This window comes from Enterobacter sp. RHBSTW-00318 (genome assembly GCF_014101375.1).
GTDB classification, from domain to species: Bacteria; Pseudomonadota; Gammaproteobacteria; order Enterobacterales; family Enterobacteriaceae; genus Enterobacter; species Enterobacter ludwigii.
In genome coordinates this window covers 1,755,438-1,777,338 of sequence record NZ_JABXQH010000001.1, presented here as the reverse complement: position 1 = coordinate 1,777,338, position 21,901 = coordinate 1,755,438, and the positions used below count along the sequence as shown (strand labels likewise).

Sequence of the window (21,901 nt, the reverse complement as noted above, 5' to 3'; positions counted from 1 at the left end):
TCGCTCAATGGGTGAGGTTGTGATAGCATTCCCCTCCATAAATTCACCTTCCAGCGTTGCAGAGCCTGCCCATGAGTTATCAGGTGTTAGCCCGTAAATGGCGACCACAAACCTTTGCTGACGTTGTCGGTCAGGAGCATGTGCTGACGGCCCTGGCGAACGGCTTGTCGCTAGGTCGCATCCATCACGCTTATCTTTTCTCCGGCACCCGCGGCGTCGGTAAGACCTCTATTGCCCGTTTGCTGGCAAAAGGTCTGAACTGCGAAACCGGGATCACCGCCACGCCGTGCGGCGTGTGTGACAACTGCCGTGAAATTGAGCAGGGGCGCTTTGTCGATCTGATTGAGATCGACGCCGCCTCGCGCACGAAAGTGGAAGATACCCGCGATCTGCTCGACAACGTGCAGTACGCGCCGGCGCGTGGCCGCTTCAAGGTCTATCTGATCGATGAAGTGCACATGCTGTCACGCCACAGTTTCAACGCCCTGCTGAAAACGCTGGAAGAGCCGCCCGCGCATGTGAAATTCCTGCTGGCGACCACCGATCCGCAAAAGCTGCCGGTCACTATTTTGTCGCGCTGCCTGCAGTTCCATCTGAAGGCGCTGGACGTCGAGCAGATCCGCGCTCAGCTTGAACATATTCTTGATGAAGAGAAGATTGTCCACGAACCGCGCGCCCTGCAGCTGCTGGCCCGCGCGGCAGACGGCAGCCTTCGTGATGCCTTAAGTCTCACCGACCAGGCGATTGCCAGCGGTGACGGTAAACTCTCGACCGACGGGGTCAGCACCATGCTCGGCACGCTGGATGACGATCAGGCGCTTTCTCTCATCGAAGCGATGATTGCCGCCAACGGTGAACGCGTCATGTCGCTGGTGAACGCCGCGGCTGCCCGGGGCATTGAATGGGAAGCGCTGCTGGTTGAGATGCTGAGTCTGCTGCACCGCGTGGCGATGCTGCAGCTTTCTCCGTCAGCCATCGGTGCCGATATGGCGGTTATTGAACACCGGATGCGTGAACTTGCGCGCACCGTCCCACCGGCTGACGTGCAGCTTTATTACCAGACGCTGCTGATTGGCCGCAAAGAGCTGCCGTTTGCGCCGGATCCCCGGATGGGCGTTGAAATGACCCTGCTGCGTGCGCTGGCGTTCCATCCGCGCATGCCTCTGCCGGAGCCGGAAGTGCCCCGACAGTCTTTTGCTCCGGTCGCCCCCACTGCGGTGATGTCGCCTCAGCAGGTGCCACCGCAGCCGACGGCTCCCCCGCAGCAGAACGTACCGCTGCCGGAGGCCACCAGTTCGGTGCTTGCCGCACGAAGCCAGTTGCAACGTGCTCAGGGAGCAACCAAACCAAAAAAGAGTGAACCGGCAGCGCCAGGAAGAGCGCGGCCGGTGAACAACGCCGCGCTTGAACGACTGGCTTCGGTTACGGAGCGCGTTCAGTCGCGCCCTGCACCGTCCGCGCTCGAGCAAAAAGCCCCGGTGAAAGAAGAGGCTTACCGCTGGAAGGCAACAACCCTCGTTGAAGAGGTGAAAGAAGAAGTTGCCACACCGAAAGCGCTAAAAAAGGCGCTGGAGCATGAAAAAACACCTGAGCTTTCCGCGAAACTTGCCGAAGAGTCTATTGAGCGTGACGCGTGGGCCGCAGAGGTCAGTAAACTGCAGTTGCCGAAGCTGGTTGAGCAGGTCGCGCTGAATGCCTGGAAAGAGCAGGACGGTCATCAGGTACGTTTACACCTGCGAACGGGTCAGCGGCACCTGAATTCCCCTGGCGCGCAAAAAGCGCTGGCCGAGGCGCTCACCGCATTACACGGTGCACCGGTTGAATTGACTATCATTGAAGATGATAATCCGGCGGTGCGAACGCCACTGGAATGGCGTCAGGCGATTTATGAAGAGAAGCTCGCGCAGGCGCGCGAGTCGATTATCGCGGATAACAATATCCAGACTCTGCGCCGGTTCTTCGACGCCGATCTGGATGAAGAGAGTATTCGCCCCATTTGATCGTGAGTCTGACTTACGGTTGTAATCCTTAAACGTGAAAGAAGAGAGAAGCCTATGTTTGGTGGAAAAGGCGGTCTGGGTGGCCTGATGAAGCAGGCTCAGCAGATGCAGGAAAAAATGCAGAAGATGCAGGAAGAGATCGCTCAGCTGGAAGTCACGGGTGAATCCGGTGCCGGTCTGGTCAAGGTGACCATCAACGGTGCGCATAACTGCCGTCGCGTTGAAATCGACCCAAGCCTGCTCGAAGACGACAAAGACATGCTGGAAGATCTGGTTGCAGCCGCGTTTAACGATGCTGCGCGCCGTATCGATGAAACTCAGAAAGAGAAAATGGCCTCTGTTTCCAGCGGTATGCAACTGCCGCCTGGCTTCAAGATGCCATTCTGATGCAAACCAGTCCGCTGCTCACGCAGTTAATGGAAGCACTGCGCTGTCTGCCGGGTGTCGGCCCGAAGTCGGCGCAGCGCATGGCGTTTACGCTATTGCAGCGCGACCGCAGCGGCGGGATGCGCCTGGCGCAGGCTTTGACCCGTGCCATGTCAGAAATTGGTCACTGTGCGGATTGCCGTACCTTTACCGAGCAGGACGTGTGTAACATCTGCACTAATCCGCGTCGTCAGGAAAATGGTCAGATTTGCGTGGTGGAGAGTCCGGCGGACATCTACGCCATCGAACAGACCGGGCAGTTTTCTGGCCGCTATTTTGTGCTGATGGGGCATCTCTCCCCGCTGGACGGTATTGGCCCGGACGATATCGGTCTCGATCGCCTTGAACAGCGTCTTGAGTCCGAAACGATCAAAGAGGTGATCCTCGCCACCAACCCAACGGTGGAAGGGGAAGCTACGGCCAACTACATCGCCGAATTGTGCGCACAGTATGGCGTTGACGCCAGCCGCATCGCTCACGGTGTGCCAGTGGGTGGTGAGCTGGAGATGGTGGACGGCACCACGCTGTCCCACTCTCTGGCTGGACGTCACAAGATTATTTTCTGACCAAACGGAGGCTGCAATCGCGGCCTCCGCTTGAAATTCTCCCCTCGTATCCCCATCTCTCCCTCAACGTTTTAAAACCCCATTAAATGGCATTGTTGAGGTCGACATAGATGAAAGGACAAGAAACCCGTGGTTTCCAGTCAGAAGTAAAACAGCTTCTGCACCTGATGATCCATTCCCTGTATTCCAACAAAGAAATCTTCCTGCGTGAGCTGATTTCCAACGCCTCCGATGCGGCGGACAAGCTGCGCTTCCGCGCCCTGTCTAACCCGGATCTGTACGAAGGCGACGGAGAACTGCGCGTGCGCGTCTCTTTCGATAAAGAGAACCGTACCCTGACTATCGCCGATAACGGCATTGGTATGAACCGCGACGAGGTCATCGACCATCTCGGGACCATTGCTAAATCCGGTACCAAAGCGTTCCTCGAATCAATGGGCTCCGATCAGGCGAAAGACAGCCAGCTGATCGGCCAGTTCGGTGTGGGCTTCTACTCGGCGTTCATCGTTGCGGACAAAGTCACCGTACGTACCCGCGCAGCAGGCGACAGTGCGGATCACGGCGTCTTCTGGGAATCTAAAGGCGAAGGCGAATACACCGTTGATGACATCACCAAAGCGGACCGCGGTACCGAAATCACCCTTCACCTGCGTGAAGGCGAAGACGATTTCCTGAATGACTGGCGCGTGCGCTCCATCATCAGCAAATACTCCGACCATATTGCCCTGCCGGTTGAGATTGAAAAACAGGAAGAGAAAGACGGTGAAACCGTGGTGTCCTGGGAGAAAATCAACAAGGCGCAGGCGCTGTGGACGCGCAATAAGTCTGAAATTAAAGACGACGAATACAACGAATTCTACAAACACATCGCCCACGACTTTACCGATCCGCTCACCTGGAGCCACAACCGTGTGGAAGGTAAGCAGGAGTACACCAGCCTGCTGTATATCCCGTCTCAGGCGCCGTGGGATATGTGGAACCGCGATCACAAGCACGGTCTGAAGCTGTACGTCCAGCGCGTGTTTATCATGGATGACGCCGAGCAGTTCATGCCGAACTACCTGCGCTTTGTGCGTGGTCTCATTGACTCCAACGATCTGCCGCTGAACGTCTCCCGTGAAATTCTGCAGGACAGCACCGTCACCCGTAACCTGCGTAATGCACTGACCAAACGTGCGCTGCAGATGCTGGAAAAACTGGCGAAAGACGATGCAGAAAAATATCAGACCTTCTGGAAACAGTTCGGTCTGGTGCTGAAAGAGGGCCCTGCGGAAGATACATCCAACGTAGAAGCCATTGCTAAACTGCTGCGTTTCGCTTCCACTCACACCGACTCCTCTGCGCAGACCGTGTCGCTGGAAGAGTACGTCTCCCGCATGAAAGAAGGGCAGGAGAAGATCTACTACATCACCGCCGACAGCTACGCCGCGGCGAAGAGCAGCCCACACCTCGAGCTGCTGCGTAAGAAAGGCATCGAAGTACTGCTGCTGTCTGACCGCATCGACGAGTGGATGATGAACTACCTGACCGAGTTCGACGGTAAGGCGTTCCAGTCCGTCGCCAAAGCCGATGAGTCGATCGATAAGCTGGCCGATGAAGTGGACGAAAGCGCGAAAGAAGCGGAGAAGGCGCTGGAGCCTTTCGTTGAGCGCGTGAAAACGCTGCTGGGCGATCGCGTGAAAGAGGTGCGTTTCACTCACCGTCTGACCGATACCCCGGCCATTGTCACCACGGATGCGGATGAAATGAGCACCCAGATGGCGAAACTGTTCGCCGCGGCGGGCCAGGCGATGCCAGAAGTGAAATATATCTTCGAGCTGAACCCGGATCATCCGCTGGTGAAACGCGCGGCGGATACGCAGGACGAAGCACGCTTTGCCGAGTGGGTTGAGCTCCTGCTGGATCAGTCTCTGCTGGCCGAGCGCGGCACGCTGGAAGATCCTAACCTATTCATTAAACGTGTGAATGCGCTGCTGCTGGCGTAATTGACCCGCCTCCCCCTGGTCTTCTCCCTCTCCTGTGGGAGAGGACCGGGGGAGGGCACCAGACCGCTCCTTCCCGTTAATCTCCCTTCATTAACCGTTTCAGCCCGCCTGCCTTCCTTGAGCCATATCCGTTCTGGTGGTATTGTTTAGCGCTTTTGAAAAATTGAATCGACTTTTGAGGGGATTTTCGCAATGCGTATTATTCTGCTTGGCGCTCCGGGCGCGGGTAAAGGAACTCAGGCTCAGTTCATCATGGAGAAATACGGTATTCCGCAAATCTCCACCGGTGATATGCTGCGCGCCGCTGTTAAATCTGGCTCCGAGCTGGGTAAACAAGCGAAAGACATCATGGACGCAGGCAAGCTGGTGACCGACGAGCTGGTTATCGCTCTGGTCAAAGAGCGCATTGCTCAGGAAGACTGCCGTAACGGTTTCCTGCTGGACGGCTTCCCACGCACCATTCCTCAGGCTGATGCCATGAAAGAAGCGGGCATCAACGTGGACTACGTGCTCGAGTTCGACGTGCCGGACGAGCTGATCGTTGACCGTATTGTTGGTCGTCGCGTACACGCTGCCTCTGGCCGCGTTTACCACATCAAATTCAACCCGCCTAAGGTTGAAGGTAAAGATGACGTTACCGGTGAAGAGCTGACCACCCGTAAAGACGATCAGGAAGAGACCGTGCGTAAACGTCTGGTGGAATACCATCAGATGACCGCTCCGCTGATCGGTTATTACACCAAAGAAGCGCAGGCGGGTAACACCAAATACGCGAAAGTTGACGGCACCAAAGCCGTTGCTGACGTTCGTGCAGAGCTGGAAAAAATCCTCGGCTAATTGCACCTCTCTCACCCGGGCTCTCCGGGTGAGAAAAATTCTCATCTTACCTATTGCAGCAATGGGTTTCGTTTAAACGCTTTTCCGCTACAATTGAAAACCATTCAAATGGTTAAGAGGCGTGAATGAGTCAGGCGAAAACCGGCATCCTGCTTGCCAATCTGGGTACACCAGATGCACCGACATCAGAAGCGGTAAAACGCTACCTGCGACAATTTTTAAGCGACACGCGCGTCGTGGATACCCCAAGACTGTTGTGGTGGCCGCTGCTGCGTGGCGTCATTCTGCCGATTCGTGCCCCACGTGTAGCAAAGCTTTATCAGTCCGTCTGGATGGAAGAGGGCTCACCGCTGATGGTGTATAGCCGTCGGCAGGAAAAAGCGCTGGCCGCCCGCCTGCCGGATATGCCCGTCGCGCTGGGCATGAGCTACGGTAAACCGTCACTGGAAAGCGCGGTCGACTCGCTGCTGGCGCAGGGCGTCGACCACATTGTGGTACTCGCCCTTTATCCGCAGTATTCCTGCTCGACGGTTGCCGCCGTCTGGGATGAGCTGGCTCGTATTCTGGCGACCCGCCGCCGTATTCCTGGCGTGACCTTCATTCGCGATTACGCCGATAACGAACGCTATATTAAAGCGCTTGCCAGTAGCGCGCGCGCGTCGTTTGAAAAACATGGCGAGCCGGATCTGCTGTTGCTCTCCTATCACGGGATCCCGCAGCGCTTCGCCAATGAAGGGGATGATTACCCGCAGCGCTGCCGCGATACTACCCGTGAGCTGGTCTCAGCCCTCGACCTGCCGCCAGAGAAAGTGATGATGACCTTCCAGTCGCGTTTTGGCCGCGAGCCATGGTTAACGCCTTATACCGACGAAACCCTCAAAATGCTCGGTGAGAAGGGCGTGAAACATATTCAGGTGATGTCACCCGGTTTCTCCGCCGACTGTCTGGAAACGCTGGAAGAGATTGCCGTGCAGAACAGAGAGTTCTTCCTCGAGGCGGGCGGAACGAAATACGAATACATTCCGGCCCTTAACGACTCGCCTGAGCATATCGAGATGATGGTGTCGTTGGTGACAAACAGCCGCTGATCGCACTATGGGCCGGGTTTGTGCTACCATTCCCGGCCCATAATCCTTGCACAGTTCAGACCCATGAAATTTCCCGGTAAACGCAAATCTAAACACTACTTCCCCGTTGATGCCCGCGATCCGCTCCTGCAGCAAATCCAGCCGGAAAATGAAACCAGCGCTGCATGGGTCGTCGGTATCGATCAGACGCTGGTGGACATTGAAGCTAAAGTGGATGATGCGTTTGTCGCTCGTTACGGTCTGAGCGCCGGTCACTCGCTGGTGATTGAGGACGATGTTGCCGAAGCCCTGTATCAGGAGCTGACGCGCGAAAACCTGATCACCCATCAGTTTGCCGGTGGCACTATCGGCAACACCATGCACAACTACTCGGTGCTTGCCGACGACCGCTCTGTGTTATTGGGCGTCATGTGCAGCAACATCGAAATTGGTGGCTACGCCTACCGTTACCTGTGCAATACCTCCAGCCGCACCGATCTGAACTACCTTCAGGGCGTTGACGGGCCGATTGGCCGCTGTTTCACGCTGATCAGCGATTCCGGCGAACGTACCTTTGCCATCAGCCCCGGCCACATGAATAAGCTGCGTGCAGAGAGCATTCCGGAAGCGGTGATTGCGGGCGCGTCTGCACTGGTGCTGACGTCGTATCTGGTGCGCTGTAAACCCGGCGAGCCGATGCCGGAAGCCACCATGAAAGCGATTGAGTACGCGAAGAAATACAATGTGCCGGTCGTTCTGACGTTGGGTACCAAATTCGTGATAGCCGACAACCCCGAGTGGTGGCAGGCCTTCCTGAAGGAACACGTCTCGATTCTGGCGATGAACGAAGAAGAGGCTGAAGCGTTGACCGGCGAGAGCGATCCGCTGCTGGCCTCCGATAAAGCGCTCGACTGGGTCGATCTGGTGCTCTGCACGGCCGGACCGGTAGGGCTGTATATGGCAGGCTTCACGGAAGAAGAGAGCAAACGCAAAACGCAGCATCCACTGCTGCCAGGCGCCATTGCCGAGTTTAACCAGTACGAGTTCAGCCGCGCGATTCGCCATAAAGATTGCGAAAACCCGCTGCGTATTTACTCCCACATCGCGCCGTATATGGGCGGGCCAGAAAAGATCATGAACACCAATGGCGCGGGAGATGGCGCACTGGCGGCGCTGCTGCATGACATCACTGCGAATGCCTACCATAAAACCAACGTCCCGAATTCCAGCAAGCACAAATTCAACTGGCTGACCTATTCGTCGCTGGCGCAGGTGTGTAAGTACGCGAACCGCGTGAGTTATCAGGTGCTGAACCAGCACTCGCCGCGCTTAACCCGCGGTCTGCCGGAAAGGGAAGATAGCCTCGAAGAAGCCTACTGGGACCGGTAAAGGCAAAACGGCAACCTTGCGGTTGCCGTATTCGTGTTTGTACTCTCTCCCGGTGGGAGAGGGTCAGTCAGGGGCTGCAGGAGGCACACTTACCCCGTCACCACCTCGTCAACCGGCGGTTTCGTTAACAGCGTCAGCATCGCTTTTGCAATTTCGCGTTCACCCATCACCACCTGATCCGCACCCCGTTCGGTAATGTACTCCACCTCATCGTCATAATGGGCGCGGGCAATGATCTCAATATTCGGGCACTTCTCACGTGCGGACGCCACAATTTCACCCGCTTCATAGCCGTTTGGAATGGTCAGCAGCAGCCAGCGCGCGCAGTCCAGATGCGCGAGATTCATGATCTCTTCGTTTGCCGCATTGCCCAACACCGCGCGAACGCCGCGCTCGCGCAGCTCGTCGACGCGGGTACGTGATGTTTCAATCACCACCAGCGGGATCCCCTGCGCCATCAGCTTCTCACCGAGCAGGCTTCCTACGCGGCCAAAGCCGACCAGCAGGGCATGATTGCAAATATCCACCGGGATCTGCTTCTCTTCTTCGATAGCTTCTTCCAGCGTCTGCTCTTCCAGCGTTTCGGTTTTATCGAGGTATTTTTCCAGCAACGCAAACAGGACCGGGTTCAGCATGATGGAGAGGATCGCTCCGGCGAGGACCAGGTTTTGCCCGGCCTGCGGCAGCAGATTCAGCGCCATACCCAGGCCTGCCAGAATAAAGGCGAACTCACCAATCTGCGCCAGGCTGGCGGCGATGGTCAGAGCGGTACGCGGCGAGTGGCCAAACATCCGTACCAGGAAGAAGGCGGCAACCGACTTACCAAAGATAATAATCGCCAGGGTGCCCATCACGGCCAGCGGCTGCTGAACCAGAACCATCGGATCAAACAGCATCCCGACGGAGACAAAGAACAGGACGGCGAAGGCGTCGCGCAGCGGCAGCGTATCGTGCGCCGCACGGTGGCTCAGCTCGGATTCGTTCAGCACCATCCCGGCGAAGAACGCGCCCAGTGCAAAGGAGACGTCGAACAGTTCAACGGCACCAAAGGCAATCCCCAGCGCCAGGGCAAGGACAGACAGGGTAAACAACTCACGGGAGCCGGTGGCCGCGCTGCGGGACAGGATCCACGGCACCAGACGGCGGCCCACCAGCATCATAATGGTGATAAACGCCACCACTTTCCCGATGGTGATGCTCATGTCCAGCGCCAATGTCGCAAAGCCGACGCTCTCTTTTTCCATCATACCGGCGACGGCAGGCAGCAACACCAGCGTCAGCACCATCACCAGGTCTTCCACAATCAGCCAGCCTATCGCGATTTGTCCGCGCTGGCTGTCGATAAGCTGCCTCTCCTCAAGCGCGCGCAGCAGTACGACGGTACTGGCGGTTGAAAGACACAGCCCAAAGACGATACCGGTCATCAGCGACCAGCCAAGCACTGTCGAAAGCGCCATTCCCAGCAGCGTCGCTACGGCTATCTGTGCGATCGCTCCCGGTATGGCGATCGACTTTACCGCCATCAGATCCTTGAGTGAGAAATGCAGACCTACGCCAAACATCAGCAGAATCACGCCTAATTCCGCCAGTTCGGGCGCCAGTTTGGTATCCGCCACGAAACCTGGCGTAAAGGGACCCGCCAGCACACCCGCTAACAAATAGCCCACCAGAGGCGAAATACGCAGTTTATTGGCAATCATGCCGAGGATAAAAGCGAGCACAAGTCCACCAACAATGGTGGTGATAAGCGGTGTGGCGTGATGCATTCCGTCTCCTTTCGTTGTGGGTGTTCCATTTGGTTAAAAAACCAAAAACCGAGTAATAGTTTATGACAATTTTTGCCGTTATGTTTATGAATAATTGTTGAAGTTTGAATAAAACAGCAATATGCGTGTAAAAAAGCGCATTTTGATAAATTAGGCAGGGGGATGGAGAAGAAACCCTTATGGCATCAGGGTGTCAGGTCGCCAAAGTAAAACTTTAGCGACCGTTATATTACGCTTTATGGCGGTTATCAGGCAGGAATATGGTCAACATCCCCAGAAGCGGCAGGAAAGCACAGATTTTATAGACCAGGAAGATACTGGTGTGGTCGGCAATCATGCCCAGTACTGCCGCACCAAGGCCGCCCATGCCGAAAGCAAAACCGAAAAAGAGCCCGGAAACCATACCGATACGGCCTGGCAGCAGCTCCTGCGCGTAAACAAGGATGGCGGAAAACGCCGAGGCGAGGATAAACCCAATAATCACGGTCAAAATCCCCGTCCACTCCAGGCTTGCATACGGCAAAATAAGGGTAAACGGGGCCACGCCGAGGATAGAGCCCCAAATGACGTATTTGCGTCCGATTTTATCGCCCACAGGCCCGCCAATAACCGTCCCTGCAGCCACCGCAAACAGGAAGGCAAACAGGTGAAGCTGGGCGTTTTGGACCGATAATCCGAATTTTTGCATCAGGTAAAAGGTGTAATAGCTGCTGATGCTCGCCATATAGAAGTATTTCGAGAAAATCAGCACCAGAAGCACGGAGACGGCCAGAATGACCTTATCGCGAGGAAGGGGATTGATAACCTTCGCTTTAGGTTTACCTTTGTTCACGCGATGCTGCGCGGCATACCAGCGGCTGATCTGAATCAGCACAATAATCGCCAGCAAGGCTGCCAGCACAAACCACGCCACGTTACCCTTGCCGTACGGAGCGATGATCACCGCTGCCAGCAGTGGGCCGAGGGAGCTGCCAAAGTTACCGCCCACCTGAAACAGCGATTGCGCCAGCCCGTGACGGCCCCCGGAGGCCATGCGCGCCACGCGTGAGGACTCCGGGTGAAAGACCGACGACCCCGTGCCCACCAGCGCGGCGGCAATCAGCACAGCTTCAAAGCTGCCTGCCATTGCCAGCAGCACCAGCCCGCTCAAGGTAAAACACATGCCAATCGGTAGCGACCACGGCATGGGATATTTATCCGTCCAGTAGCCCACGACCGGTTGCAGAAGCGAGGAGGCCAGCTGGAAGGTCAGAGTGATCATCCCGATCTGCACGAACGTTAATGAAAACTCGGCCTGCAGCAGCGGGTAGATCGCGAGAATCAACGACTGGATCATGTCGTTGAGCAGATGTGAAAGGCTGATTGCGCCTAACACTTTAAACGAGGTGCGCGACGCCGGAGCGCCAGACACGGGCTGGGTTGATTCACTGATTGCCATAGAGATGAATACCACGTCTTTTGTTATTAGAAATGCAGGGTGTAATTATTATCCAACTAACATACCCGGCAGTGACATTTGAATAAAGTCGCAATTCTGAAAACTTATTTGTCTATTCTTATTAGTCACTGTAATTTTTGCCTTTGTCTATTGGTCAGGGAGAGAGAAGATGAAGTTAATGAAGCGGAGCGTCGCGCTGGCGCTGATCGCCGCCTGGGGTCTGGTTAGCCTGCCCGTGCAGGCCTATGAAAAAGATAAAACCTATAAAATCACCATTCTGCATACCAACGATCATCACGGCCATTTCTGGCGCAGTGAATACGGCGAATACGGTCTGTCGGCACAAAAAACGCTGGTGGATGGCATTCGTAAAGAGGTGGCAGCCCAGGGGGGCAGCGTACTGCTGCTGTCGGGGGGCGATATCAATACCGGCGTGCCGGAATCTGATTTACAGGATGCGGAGCCTGATTTCCGCGGCATGAATCTTATTGGCTACGATGCGATGGCCGTCGGTAACCATGAATTCGATAACCCGCTGACGGTGCTGCGTCAGCAGGAAAAATGGGCCAAATTTCCGTTCCTCTCTGCCAACATCTACCAGAAAAGCACCGGCGAGCGACTGTTCAAACCCTGGGCGCTGTTTAAGCGTCAGGATCTGAAAATTGCGGTCATCGGGTTAACCACCGACGATACGGCGAAAATCGGCAACCCTGAGTTCTTTACCGATATCGAATTCCGTAAACCGGCAGACGAAGCGAAGCTGGTCATTCAGGAATTGCAGCAGAACGAAAAGCCGGATGTCATTATTGCCACCACCCATATGGGCCACTACGACAACGGTGAGCACGGCTCGAATGCGCCGGGTGACGTGGAGATGGCTCGCAGCCTGCCTGCAGGCTCGCTGGCGATGATTGTGGGCGGTCATTCACAAGACCCGGTCTGCATGGCGTCAGAGAATAAAAAGCAGGTCGACTACGTGCCAGGCACGCCGTGTGCTCCGGATCGTCAGAACGGTATCTGGATTGTGCAGGCGCACGAATGGGGTAAATACGTGGGGCGTGCGGACTTTGAGTTCCGTAACGGCGAGATGAAGCTGGTGCACTATCAGCTCATTCCGGTCAACCTGAAGAAGAAAGTGACTTACCCTGACGGGAAGAGTGAACGCGTACTCTACACCCCGGAAATTGCCGAGAACGCGCAGATGCTCTCCCTGCTGACGCCCTTCCAGAATAAAGGCAAGGCGCAGCTGGACGTGAAGATTGGTACGCTGAATGGTCGTCTGGAAGGGGACCGCAGCAAAGTTCGCTTTGTGCAGACCAATATGGGGCATCTGGTGCTGGCGGCACAAATGGCGCGCACAAATGCCGATTTTGGCGTGATGAGCGGCGGCGGTATCCGCGACTCCATCGAAGGCGGAAACATCACCTATAAAGATGTGCTGAAGGTTCAGCCGTTCGGTAACATCGTGGTGTATGTCGACATGAGCGGTAAAGAGGTGATTGACTATCTCACCGCCGTGGCGCAGATGAAGCCGGATTCCGGCGCTTATCCGCAGTTTGCCAACGTCAGCTTTGTGGCGAAGGACGGCAAGCTCAACGACCTCAAAATCAAAGGCGAGCCGGTCGATCCTGCTAAAACCTACCGCATGGCAACATTAAGCTTTAACGCCACCGGTGGCGACGGTTATCCGCATATCGACAATAAACCGGGCTATGTGAATACCGGGTTTATCGATGCGGAAGTGCTGAAGCAGTTCATCGAGCAGAATTCACCGATCGACGTGAATACCTATGAGCCGAAAGGCGAGGTGAGCTGGCAGTAGTGCGGTTTTGTGCCGGGGGGCGGCTACGCCTGACCCGGCCTGTATGAGAATCGTCGGTCCGGTAAGCACAGTGCCTCCGGGCCACTTCCTCAATCCCGTCGCGCAATATCCGCAAATGTCGCGTCCAGTATTTTCGCCAGATCGCCTGCGGACAGTTCAATATCCAGCCCGCGTTTGCCGCCGGAAATATAAATGGTGTCGAACGTCTGCGAAGGGGCATCAATCAGCGTCGGCAGGCGTTTTTTCTGCCCGAGCGGGCTGATACCGCCGACAAGGTAGCCGGTAGTGCGTTGCGCAACCATCGGATCGGCCATATCCACCTTCTTTGCCCCCAGCGCTTTGGCCACTTTCTTGAGATCCAGCTGCCCGGCAACGGGCGTTACCGCGACGGCGAGGTGTTTCATATCACCGTTCACCGCCACCAGCAGCGTCTTATAAACCCGATCGGCGTTCAGCCCCAGTTTGCGCACCACTTCATCACCAAAATTCGTTTCGCTGGGATCGTGATCGTAGGTGTGGATCCGAAAGGGAATGTTGTTTTTTTCGAGTAATTTAACGGCGGGAGTCATAGCTATCCTTCTTACGACAGACAATTCATGCTGACAGCATACGCCTGACGTTTGTCTAAAAAATAGCACCATCTTGCGCAATAGTATTGGCAGTGATGGTCACTTTGAGCGACAATCGGCTCAACCGAAGGTCTCCTTCGGCATAATAAAAACGATGAAATTCCTCTTTGACGGGCCAATAGAAATATTGGCCATTTTTTTATTTCAGCAGTGACGGCAAATTCCCTTCTCCGTACAAATGTAACGCCCCGACAGCGACCACGTAACGCCCCGCAGGCAATGCATGTAACGTCTGCTGCCAGGCTTTGTTGCGTTCGTTCATCAGCACATCATACAACGATTCACTGAACGTCGACGGCAGCGCCAGTTTACCGTCCGTGGGCGGCGCATTCAGCCACCAGCCGATCATCGTTTGCAACAGACGCGCGTTGGTGTGCCAGTGGGTCAGGGTATCATCCAGCAGCATCAACCCATCATCAGGAAGCTGGCGCAGCAGGGCTATCTGGCTGTCCGTGCCTTCGAGCTCAATGACTGACAAATGACGTGCTCTCGCGGCATTCAACAGCTGGTAATCAATACCGTAATCCCCGCGTAGCCCCAGACGCTGCGCCTGGGTCGCCTGCAGGACCATCGCGATTTGCCACAGCGGCAGTGTGTCCAGCATGGAGAGCGACACGCCCGTCTCATCTGCGACGCGCGTCAGTTCAGCAAACTGCGTGTCGTTCAGACGTTCAGCCAGGGGGAGATCGCTTTCGAGGCCGGCAAACGGCGACGTCTGGCCCGAAATATCCGCTTCAACGACCAGCGCATCGGCGCTCTTCAGCAGTTTCATCAGACCGGCTGGCAGCGGGGACATATCCTGCGTGCCCATATGGATGCTGCCCACCAGGTGAAGGTGCTGCCCGCCGGGAAGCGAGATATCCATGCCGGGCCAGGCATAACGGCGGGGGAAGAGGGCGCGAAACGATGTTTTTATACGATTAAACAGACTCATACGCGCTCCATAAACGGAAAGGTTCATGCTAGCGCGTAGGAGAAGAAGGTTCAATCTTTCGGTTTAAACCGCAACAACCGGTTTGCGTTGCTCACCACGGTAATGGACGAGAGTGCCATCGCCGCACCCGCGACAACCGGGTTCAGCAGCGTGCCGGTCAGCGGCCACAAAATACCGGCGGCAATCGGGATACCGAGCGAGTTGTAGACGAAGGCACCCAGCAGGTTCTGCTTCATGTTGCGCAAGGTGGCTTTTGAAATCGCCAGCGCGTCCGCAACGCCCATCAGGCTGTGACGCATCAGGGTGATGGCGGCCGTCTCAATGGCGACATCGCTACCGCCCCCCATCGCAATACCCACTTCCGCCTGTGCCAGCGCCGGCGCATCGTTAATCCCGTCACCCACCATCGCCACCTGGCGACCCCGGCTTTGCAGCGTCTTAATGGCATCTGCTTTGCCGTCAGGTAACACCCCGGCAATGACCTCGTCAATCCCTGCTTCCCGGGCGATGGCGTTCGCCGTCACAGGATTATCCCCGGTCAACATCACCAGGCGATAGCCCGCGCGATGCAGGCGTTGCAACGCCTGCACGCTGTCCTGGCGTAGCGGATCGCGAATTGCCAGCAGCGCCGCGGCCTTGCCATCAACGGCAAGCAGAACCGGGGTTGCGCCCTGAGAGGCCTGAGCTTTCAGGTCTTGTTCCAGGGCAGAGGTCTCAACGCCATGCTCCTTCAGCAGTGCCTGATTTCCCAGCAGCAGCGTGTGCCCTTCGGCGGTACCGCTGACGCCTAAACCGCGCAGGGTACGGAAATTGCTCACCTGCGGCAGGCTGGCATTCCCCGCTTTCTCAATAATGGCGTGGGCCAGCGGGTGGCTGGAGCCTTGTTCAAGCGCCGCGGCGAGACGCAGCGCGTCATCCTGCGTGATGCCTGCGGTTATCACGGCCACTACCTGCGGTTTCCCTTCCGTCAGCGTGCCGGTTTTATCAAACACCAGCGTGTCCAGCGTGCTCGCCCGCTGCAACGCATCGGCATCCCGTACCAGCACGCCAAATTCAGCGGCACGGCCTACGCCTGAGATGATCGACATTGGCGTGGCAAGACCGAGCGCGCAAGGACAGGCAATGATCAGCACCGTGGTGGCAATCACCAGGGTATAAACAATTTGCGGTGCCGGGCCGAAGACATACCAGATAGCCGCGCTCAGCAGCGCGATACCGACCACGACCGGCACAAATATGGCGGAGATTTTATCGGCCAGCTGACCAATTTCCGGCTTACTGCTCTGTGCCTGACGCACCATGCGAATAATGCGTGACAGCGTGGTATGGCTGCCGACGGCACTGGCGGTGAAAAGCACGCTACCGTCCTGCACCACCGTACCGGCATGAATGGCATCGCCCTGGGCTTTCTGTTGCGGGACGGGTTCGCCGGTCAGCATCGCTTCGTCAAACCAGGCTTCGCCCTGAGTGATTTCACCGTCGACGGGAACGCGGTCGCCGGTGGTCAGGCGCAGCGTCATGCCGGGTTGAACTTCAGCCAATGGGACATTTTTTTCACCTGCATCCGTCACGACGCGCGCGGTCGGTGGGGTTAAATCCAGCAGGCGCTCCAGCGCTTTGGAGGAGCGCTGACGGGCGCGCGCTTCAAGCATATGGCCGAGGTTAATCAGGCCGATAATCATCGCGCTCGCTTCATAATAGAGATGACGCGCTTCCATCGGGAACCACTGGGGCCAGACGTTGACGCTCATGGAGTACAGCCACGCCGCACCCGTACCGAGTGCGACCAGGGTGTCCATCGTCGCGGTGCGATTTTTCAGGCTTTTCCAGGCGCTGGAGTAGAAGTGACCGCCTGCGAAGACCATCACGGCAAGCGTAATCAACCCAATGACCAGCCACAGCGTGCGGTTATCGTCGGTGACCATCATATTGTCACCGATCATACCCCACACCATGACCGGCACCCCAACCAGCAGCGCGACGATGGCCTGCCAGCGGAAGCGTTTCATGGTGGCGACGGCCGTTTCCTGCTGGCGTTCACGACGTTTGAGGTCATCTTCGATGGCCTCTGCGCCGTAGCCCGCTTTTTCAACGGCCTGCACTAAATCTGCGGCGGAGGCACTGCCCATCACCAGCGCAGTACGCTCCGCAAGATTGACCCGTGCCTGCGCGACACCCGGTACAGCCTGCAAGGCATTTTGTACCCGGGAGACGCAGCTGGCGCAGCTCATGCCGTTGATCAGCAGCTGTTGGCTGTCATCAATATCATCAGCTACCGGAAGCTCAGGAGTGGCCGCTGTCAGTGCTTCCGACGGGGATGATGACTCTGCCAGCGGTTTAGCCTTTGGGTGGCTCAGCTCCGCCCCATAACCAGCCTGTTTGATCGTATCAATCAGCGCATCCGCACTGGCGCTACCGGTGACGGCGGCGTGATCAAGGGTCACTTCAGCGCTGTCTACATCAGGACGCTGTTCCAGACTTTCTTTAACGCGTTTGACACAGTGGCCGCAGGAGAGGCCGTCCAGTGTCAGGTCAATAGTGTGAGACATAACAAAACTCCCGTATAATGATCTGGTCAGATGTTGACCGGCATAACGCTTTTCGCTAACTGTTATGAAGGTTAAACCTTCCATCAAGGGGAAGGTCAAGGGGGAAATGTGAATATCAGTGATGTTGCGAAAAAAACCGGATTGACCAGCAAAGCGATCCGTTTTTATGAAGAGAAGGGGCTGGTGACACCGCCGCTGCGCAGTGAAAATGGCTACCGCAGTTATACGCAACTGCATCTTGATGAACTGACGCTGCTGCGCCAGGCGCGGCAGGTGGGATTTAACCTTGAAGAGTGCGGCGAGCTGGTCACCTTATTCAACGATCCGGCACGCCATAGCGCAGACGTGAAAAAACGTACGCTGGAGAAAGTGGCTGAGATTGAACGCCACATTACCGAGTTACAGGCGATGCGTCAGCAGCTTCTGGCGCTGGCGGAATCCTGTCCGGGGGATGACAGCGCCGACTGCCCGATTATCGATAATCTGTCCGGCTGTTGTCATCGCAAGGCTCATGCCTGACAGGCTTTAACCCGCAGGGTTATCCCTTCCACCGCAATGACCTCAACCTGCGTGCCGGCGCTGAGGTCATCGTCGGCCACCACGGGCCATGAACTGTCGCCCACGCGCATATGTCCGCGCCCGTTAACCAGCGCCGTGTCGAGCGTAAAACGTTTGCCGACAATCTGCTGCCCGCGCTGATTGAGGTGGGCGTCGAGCGGTTTCTGGTCTGCCACCTGGCGGTTAAGCCAGCGCTACCACAGCCAGGCGGCCAACAGCGTCAGCACGGCAAATAACGCCCCCTGCCACGCCCAGTCGAGGGGCAGTAGCCAGACCACTAACCCGGTAATGACAGCGGCAACACCGCTCCAGAGCAGGTAACCGTTGCCGCCAAGCATCTCCGCGGCCAGCAATAAGCCACCGAGGCTTAGCCAGAATGCATGAGGATGTGCGACGATTAGCTCAATCATTTTTTGCGCTCGTTTCCGCTGTCTTTGATAAGTTCCGTGATCCCGGCGATGGAGCCCATCAGGCTGCTGGCATCCAGCGGCATCATCACTACTTTGCTGTTGTTCGCGGAGCCAATCTCTTTCAGCGCGTCAGTGTATTTTTGCGCAACGAAGTAGTTCACCGCCTGGATATCACCCGCCGCAATTGCTTCAGAGACCATCTGGGTGGCGCGGGCTTCCGCTTCTGCAGAACGTTCACGGGCTTCCGCCTGTAAGAAGGCAGACTGGCGTTCACCTTCCGCTTTCAGGATCTGCGACTGTTTTTCCCCTTCGGCTTTCAGGATCTCTGCCTGACGCACCCCTTCAGCTTCCAGAATATAGGCGCGTTTGGTCCGTTCCGCTTTCATCTGCGCGTTCATGGAGGCGATCAGCTCTGCCGGTGGGCGCACGTCACGGATCTCAATACGGGTAACTTTGATCCCCCACGGGTTGGTGGCCTCGTCGACAATGTGCAGCAGGCGGGTGTTAATGCTGTCGCGCTGAGAGAGCATCTCGTCCAGCTCCATTGAACCGAGCACGGTACGAATGTTGGTCATCGTCAGATTTACGATAGCCAGCTCCAGATTGCTGACTTCATAGGCCGCTTTTGGGGCATCAATAACCTGAATAAAACAGACCGCATCAATGGTGACGTTGGCGTTATCCTTGGAGATCACTTCCTGGGAAGGAATATCCAGCACCTGTTCCATCATATTGATTTTACGTCCAATCCTGTCCATGAAAGGGACAATCAGGCTTAAACCCGGCTGGAGCGTGTTGGTGTAGCGGCCAAAGCGTTCAACGGTCCACTGATACCCCTGTGGGACAATTTTGACGCCAGCGCCGACAATAACCAGCGCAACGAAAATAAGGACAGGTATAACGATAAGCATAAAAACCTCCTGTTTTGCATGCTGTGACGAAGGGAACGGCGTGTGTGTTATAAGTCAGTATATCGGCTAACGGGCTGAAATTCGCCCCTGTAAAGAAGGGGGCGCGACGAATACCGGTAAAACCTTTACTCCAGCCATCGATACACCCTATTCGCGCTGCGTTCGTGAAAGGATTATTCTACGCATGGTTGCAATAAAGGTGGTTACAGGATGCATGATGAACAATAAAAATACGCTCTTGCAGGTCAGGGATGTCGGTTTTCGTGTGGCAAATACCACGATCCTTCAGCATGTCGATTTTTGTCTTTCCCCGGGTGAGTTCAAACTGATAACAGGGCCGTCAGGCTGTGGTAAAAGCACGTTATTAAAGATTGTCGCTTCACTGCTCAGCCCCACTGAGGGCGCTATCCTGTTTGAAGGGCAGGATATCGCGACACTGTCGCCAGAAAGCTATCGCCAGCAGGTCTCTTACTGCGTGCAAACCCCTTCGCTGTTTGGGGACACGGTTTATGACAACCTGGTCTTTCCGTGGCAAATCCGTCATAAAACGCCGGAGCCAGAAAAATTTATCGCCGATCTGGCCCGCTTTGGCCTGTCGAAAGAGACGCTGATTAAATCCATCAATGAATTATCGGGCGGCGAAAAGCAGCGCGTTTCGCTGATTCGCAATCTGCAGTTTTTGCCGAAGATATTGTTACTGGACGAGATCACCAGCGCGCTGGATGAGGTGAACAAACGCAACGTTAACGAGATTATTCATCGTTACGCAAGCGAGCAGAATATTGCCGTGCTGTGGGTTACGCACGATTCAAACGAAATTACCCATGCGGATGACGTCATTACGCTTGAGCCGCAGGGCGGGAAAATGCAGGAGGCAAACCGTGGGTGAGCATAATATTACGAATACGTCGCTGGCGTTTTCGATGGTGCTGGTACTGATCGCTATTGTGGTGAGCTACCGGGAAAAGCTAGGCCTGGAGAAAGATATTATCTGGAGTATCTGCCGCGCGGTTATCCAGCTCATTATTGTCGGCTATGTGCTGAAGTATATTTTTAACGTCAACCACGCGGTGCTGACGCTCCTAATGGTGCTGTTTATCTGCTTTAACGCGGCGTGGAACGCGCAGAAACGCAGTAAGTATATCGATAAGGCGTTTGTCTCATCGTTTATCGCCATTACAACCGGGACGGCGCTGACGCTGGCGGTGCTGGTGGTGTCCGGCTCAATCGAGTTTACGCCGATGCAGGTTATCCCTATTTCCGGGATGATTGCGGGGAACGCGATGGTGGCTGTAGGACTGTGTTACAACAACCTCGGCCAGCGGTTTAGCAGTGAACAACAGAAGCTGCAGGAGAAATTAAGCCTGGGGGCGACACCGAAAATGGCCTCGGCGGTACTGATCCGCGACAGCATCCGCTCGTCGCTGATCCCAACGGTGGATTCCGCAAAAACGGTTGGGCTGGTTAGCCTGCCGGGAATGATGTCCGGGCTGATTTTTGCCGGTATCGATCCGGTCAAAGCCATTAAATATCAGATCATGGTGACCTTTATGCTGCTCTCTACGGCCAGCCTGTCGACCATTATTGCCTGCTATTTAACCTATCGGAAGTTCTACAACGCGCGCCATCAGCTGGTGGTGACGCAGTTGAAAAAGGCGGGGTGACCGCCTCTTGTGCAGGCCCGGTGAGCGCAAACGGCACCGGGCCTGTTCATCAGTAGAGCAGGGCGTACAGCTGACGGCGGTACGTCGACGCCAGCGCATCGCCGGTGCCCAGCGCGGCCAGGATCTCCTGGAACATTTTCCGCGCCTGACCGTCGGCGGCACCCAGATCGTTTTGCAGATGGCTGAACAGCAGTGCCAGCGCTTCTTCGTTACGTCCCACCTGATGCAGCTGCAGCGCCAGCTGGCTTGCCAGCGCGGCATCGGTCGGGTTATCGGCAACCTGCTGTTGAAGCTGCTGGATCTCCGGCGTATCCGCCGCCTGTTTCAGCAGATCGATCTGCGCGACCAGACCCTGATAACGGGTATCCTGATCCTGCAGTGGAATGGTCTTCAGCACAGCTTCCGCATCGTCGGAACGGTGCAGGGCAATCTGCGTTTCCGCAAGGAGCAGGCCAATCTGGCTGTCCTGTTTCGACAGCTGCCACGCCTCTTTGAGCAGCGGCAGCGCTTCGTCGTATTTGCCTTCCTGCATCAGTCCCATGGCTTCCTGCGCCTTCAGCTCTTCCTCGCGTGGCAGGACTTTATCCAGCAGGGCGCGAATCGCTTCTTCAGGCTGTGGCCCCTGGAAGCCATCAACAGGTTGCCCATTCTGGAACAGATAGACGGTTGGAATCGCGCGCAGGCCAAACTGAGACGCCACCATAGGCTCAGCGTCACAATCCAGTTTGGCGAGAATGAACTGGCCATTGTATTGCGCGGCAAGGCTTTCGAGTACCGGCGTCAGCTGCAGACAGTGTTGGCTACGCTCAGACCAGAAGTAGAACAGCACCGGTTTGGTCATGGACTGTTCGAGGGTCTGTTGCAGGTTTGCTTCAGTAATATTGACGATATTCTGTACGGACATGCGGCCTTCTCTTTTATCGGTTTGTTATTTACATGGGGGTTAGCGA

At 56.1% G+C, this 21,901-nt stretch carries 18 protein-coding genes, 1 pseudogene and 1 other annotated feature; of the genes and pseudogenes, 11 read left to right on the top strand and 8 right to left on the bottom strand.

Translation table 11 applies throughout. The features are described from left to right. Window positions 1-71: 71 nt before the first annotated feature. The 7 genes from dnaX (at window position 72) to HV157_RS08985 (ending at window position 8,270) form a co-directional block, all read left to right on the top strand. Window positions 72-2,000 carry a DNA polymerase III subunit gamma/tau gene (dnaX, locus tag HV157_RS09015; protein ID WP_104440492.1) on the top strand — a complete coding sequence of 643 codons (1,929 nt, stop codon included), beginning with the start codon at window positions 72-74 and terminating at the stop codon, window positions 1,998-2,000. Next, window positions 1,330-1,394 (top strand) — a sequence feature (DnaX frameshifting element). (Overlaps the previous gene by 65 nt.) 54 nt (window positions 2,001-2,054) lie before the next feature. Next, complete coding sequence (locus HV157_RS09010; protein WP_010428194.1) at window positions 2,055-2,387, top strand: YbaB/EbfC family nucleoid-associated protein; 333 nt, start codon at window positions 2,055-2,057, stop codon at window positions 2,385-2,387. Continuing rightward, a complete protein-coding gene (recR, locus tag HV157_RS09005) occupies window positions 2,387-2,992 on the top strand; it encodes a recombination mediator RecR (RefSeq protein WP_006809843.1) in 606 nt (201 codons plus the stop codon). Before HV157_RS09010 ends, recR begins: the two co-directional genes overlap by 1 nt. 110 nt (window positions 2,993-3,102) lie before the next feature. Further along, a complete protein-coding gene (gene htpG / locus HV157_RS09000) occupies window positions 3,103-4,977 on the top strand; it encodes a molecular chaperone HtpG (RefSeq protein WP_014168914.1) in 1,875 nt (624 codons plus the stop codon). 192 nt (window positions 4,978-5,169) lie between these two features. Next, entirely contained in the window at window positions 5,170-5,814 is a 645-nt protein-coding gene (gene adk, locus HV157_RS08995; RefSeq protein ID WP_006809841.1) for an adenylate kinase, read from the top strand. Between the two features lie 125 nt (window positions 5,815-5,939). After that, the gene (hemH, locus tag HV157_RS08990) at window positions 5,940-6,902 is read left to right on the top strand and encodes a ferrochelatase (RefSeq protein WP_014168915.1); all 963 of its coding nucleotides are present in this window, start codon (window positions 5,940-5,942) and stop codon (window positions 6,900-6,902) included. A 63-nt stretch (window positions 6,903-6,965) separates the two neighbouring features. Beyond that, window positions 6,966-8,270, top strand: a complete 1,305-nt coding sequence (locus tag HV157_RS08985) for an inosine/guanosine kinase (RefSeq protein WP_020885178.1) — start codon at window positions 6,966-6,968, stop codon at window positions 8,268-8,270. An 89-nt stretch (window positions 8,271-8,359) separates the two neighbouring features. On the opposite strand, the gene ybaL is transcribed toward HV157_RS08985, so the two are convergent. Next, window positions 8,360-10,036 (bottom strand): YbaL family putative K(+) efflux transporter, encoded by a 1,677-nt coding sequence (ybaL, locus tag HV157_RS08980; RefSeq protein WP_014168917.1) that lies wholly within the window; start codon window positions 10,034-10,036, stop codon window positions 8,360-8,362. Window positions 10,037-10,265: 229 nt separating this feature from the next. Further along, window positions 10,266-11,474: an MFS transporter gene (locus tag HV157_RS08975; RefSeq protein ID WP_182268257.1), complete on the bottom strand. Its 1,209-nt coding sequence runs from the start codon at window positions 11,472-11,474 to the stop codon at window positions 10,266-10,268. Between the two features lie 169 nt (window positions 11,475-11,643). On the opposite strand from HV157_RS08975, the gene ushA reads away from it, so the two are divergent. Then, on the top strand, window positions 11,644-13,296 hold the full coding sequence (gene ushA, locus HV157_RS08970) for a bifunctional UDP-sugar hydrolase/5'-nucleotidase UshA (protein ID WP_014168919.1): 1,653 nt from the start codon (window positions 11,644-11,646) through the stop codon (window positions 13,294-13,296). Between the two features lie 89 nt (window positions 13,297-13,385). Here ushA and ybaK read toward each other — a convergent pair whose 3' ends face one another. From ybaK to copA, 3 genes are all read right to left on the bottom strand, one after another. Next, the gene (ybaK, locus tag HV157_RS08965) at window positions 13,386-13,865 is read right to left on the bottom strand and encodes a Cys-tRNA(Pro)/Cys-tRNA(Cys) deacylase YbaK (RefSeq protein WP_020885175.1); all 480 of its coding nucleotides are present in this window, start codon (window positions 13,863-13,865) and stop codon (window positions 13,386-13,388) included. 199 nt (window positions 13,866-14,064) lie between these two features. Then, window positions 14,065-14,859 carry a TraB/GumN family protein gene (locus tag HV157_RS08960; protein WP_025204835.1) on the bottom strand — a complete coding sequence of 265 codons (795 nt, stop codon included), beginning with the start codon at window positions 14,857-14,859 and terminating at the stop codon, window positions 14,065-14,067. A 50-nt stretch (window positions 14,860-14,909) separates the two neighbouring features. Next, complete coding sequence (copA, locus tag HV157_RS08955) at window positions 14,910-17,408, bottom strand: copper-exporting P-type ATPase CopA (protein WP_182268258.1); 2,499 nt, start codon at window positions 17,406-17,408, stop codon at window positions 14,910-14,912. A 108-nt stretch (window positions 17,409-17,516) separates the two neighbouring features. Here copA and cueR point away from each other — a divergent pair, with 108 nt between their 5' ends. After that, window positions 17,517-17,927 carry a Cu(I)-responsive transcriptional regulator gene (gene cueR / locus HV157_RS08950; RefSeq protein WP_014168923.1) on the top strand — a complete coding sequence of 137 codons (411 nt, stop codon included), beginning with the start codon at window positions 17,517-17,519 and terminating at the stop codon, window positions 17,925-17,927. On the opposite strand, the pseudogene HV157_RS08945 reads toward cueR, so the two are convergent. Together HV157_RS08945 and HV157_RS08940 are read right to left on the bottom strand one after the other, a co-directional pair. Continuing rightward, window positions 17,918-18,376 (bottom strand): annotated as a pseudogene (locus HV157_RS08945) (NfeD family protein). The gene cueR and the pseudogene HV157_RS08945 overlap by 10 nt on opposite strands. Further along, window positions 18,373-19,287 carry an SPFH domain-containing protein gene (locus HV157_RS08940; RefSeq protein WP_014168925.1) on the bottom strand — a complete coding sequence of 305 codons (915 nt, stop codon included), beginning with the start codon at window positions 19,285-19,287 and terminating at the stop codon, window positions 18,373-18,375. Before HV157_RS08940 ends, HV157_RS08945 begins: the two are co-directional and overlap by 4 nt. A 217-nt stretch (window positions 19,288-19,504) precedes the next feature. Here HV157_RS08940 and fetA point away from each other — a divergent pair, with 217 nt between their 5' ends. Both fetA and fetB read left to right on the top strand, forming a co-directional pair. Then, window positions 19,505-20,176: an iron ABC transporter ATP-binding protein FetA gene (gene fetA, locus HV157_RS08935; protein ID WP_025204832.1), complete on the top strand. Its 672-nt coding sequence runs from the start codon at window positions 19,505-19,507 to the stop codon at window positions 20,174-20,176. Further along, complete coding sequence (gene fetB / locus HV157_RS08930; protein WP_020885171.1) at window positions 20,169-20,951, top strand: iron export ABC transporter permease subunit FetB; 783 nt, start codon at window positions 20,169-20,171, stop codon at window positions 20,949-20,951. Before fetA ends, fetB begins: the two co-directional genes overlap by 8 nt. Before the next feature lie 49 nt (window positions 20,952-21,000). Here the strand turns inward: fetB and HV157_RS08925 are convergent, their stop codons facing one another. Continuing rightward, window positions 21,001-21,855, bottom strand: a complete 855-nt coding sequence (locus HV157_RS08925) for a co-chaperone YbbN (RefSeq protein ID WP_025204830.1) — start codon at window positions 21,853-21,855, stop codon at window positions 21,001-21,003. Between the last annotated feature and the right edge of the window lie 46 nt (window positions 21,856-21,901).

What these genes read in the sequence shown, in the direction of transcription:
- ybaL (WP_014168917.1), bottom strand. Translation starts at nt 10,036, where the DNA reads ATGCATCACGCCACACCGCTTATCACCACCATTGTTGGTGGACTTGTG.
- adk (WP_006809841.1), top strand. Translation starts at nt 5,170, where the DNA reads ATGCGTATTATTCTGCTTGGCGCTCCGGGCGCGGGTAAAGGAACTCAG.
- HV157_RS08940 (WP_014168925.1), bottom strand. Translation starts at nt 19,287, where the DNA reads ATGCTTATCGTTATACCTGTCCTTATTTTCGTTGCGCTGGTTATTGTC.
- HV157_RS08960 (WP_025204835.1), bottom strand. Translation starts at nt 14,859, where the DNA reads ATGAGTCTGTTTAATCGTATAAAAACATCGTTTCGCGCCCTCTTCCCC.
- fetA (WP_025204832.1), top strand. Translation starts at nt 19,505, where the DNA reads ATGAACAATAAAAATACGCTCTTGCAGGTCAGGGATGTCGGTTTTCGT.
- htpG (WP_014168914.1), top strand. Translation starts at nt 3,103, where the DNA reads ATGAAAGGACAAGAAACCCGTGGTTTCCAGTCAGAAGTAAAACAGCTT.
- HV157_RS08975 (WP_182268257.1), bottom strand. Translation starts at nt 11,474, where the DNA reads ATGGCAATCAGTGAATCAACCCAGCCCGTGTCTGGCGCTCCGGCGTCG.
- HV157_RS08925 (WP_025204830.1), bottom strand. Translation starts at nt 21,855, where the DNA reads ATGTCCGTACAGAATATCGTCAATATTACTGAAGCAAACCTGCAACAG.
- HV157_RS09010 (WP_010428194.1), top strand. Translation starts at nt 2,055, where the DNA reads ATGTTTGGTGGAAAAGGCGGTCTGGGTGGCCTGATGAAGCAGGCTCAG.
- HV157_RS08985 (WP_020885178.1), top strand. Translation starts at nt 6,966, where the DNA reads ATGAAATTTCCCGGTAAACGCAAATCTAAACACTACTTCCCCGTTGAT.
- ybaK (WP_020885175.1), bottom strand. Translation starts at nt 13,865, where the DNA reads ATGACTCCCGCCGTTAAATTACTCGAAAAAAACAACATTCCCTTTCGG.
- hemH (WP_014168915.1), top strand. Translation starts at nt 5,940, where the DNA reads ATGAGTCAGGCGAAAACCGGCATCCTGCTTGCCAATCTGGGTACACCA.
- copA (WP_182268258.1), bottom strand. Translation starts at nt 17,408, where the DNA reads ATGTCTCACACTATTGACCTGACACTGGACGGCCTCTCCTGCGGCCAC.
- dnaX (WP_104440492.1), top strand. Translation starts at nt 72, where the DNA reads ATGAGTTATCAGGTGTTAGCCCGTAAATGGCGACCACAAACCTTTGCT.
- recR (WP_006809843.1), top strand. Translation starts at nt 2,387, where the DNA reads ATGCAAACCAGTCCGCTGCTCACGCAGTTAATGGAAGCACTGCGCTGT.
- ushA (WP_014168919.1), top strand. Translation starts at nt 11,644, where the DNA reads ATGAAGTTAATGAAGCGGAGCGTCGCGCTGGCGCTGATCGCCGCCTGG.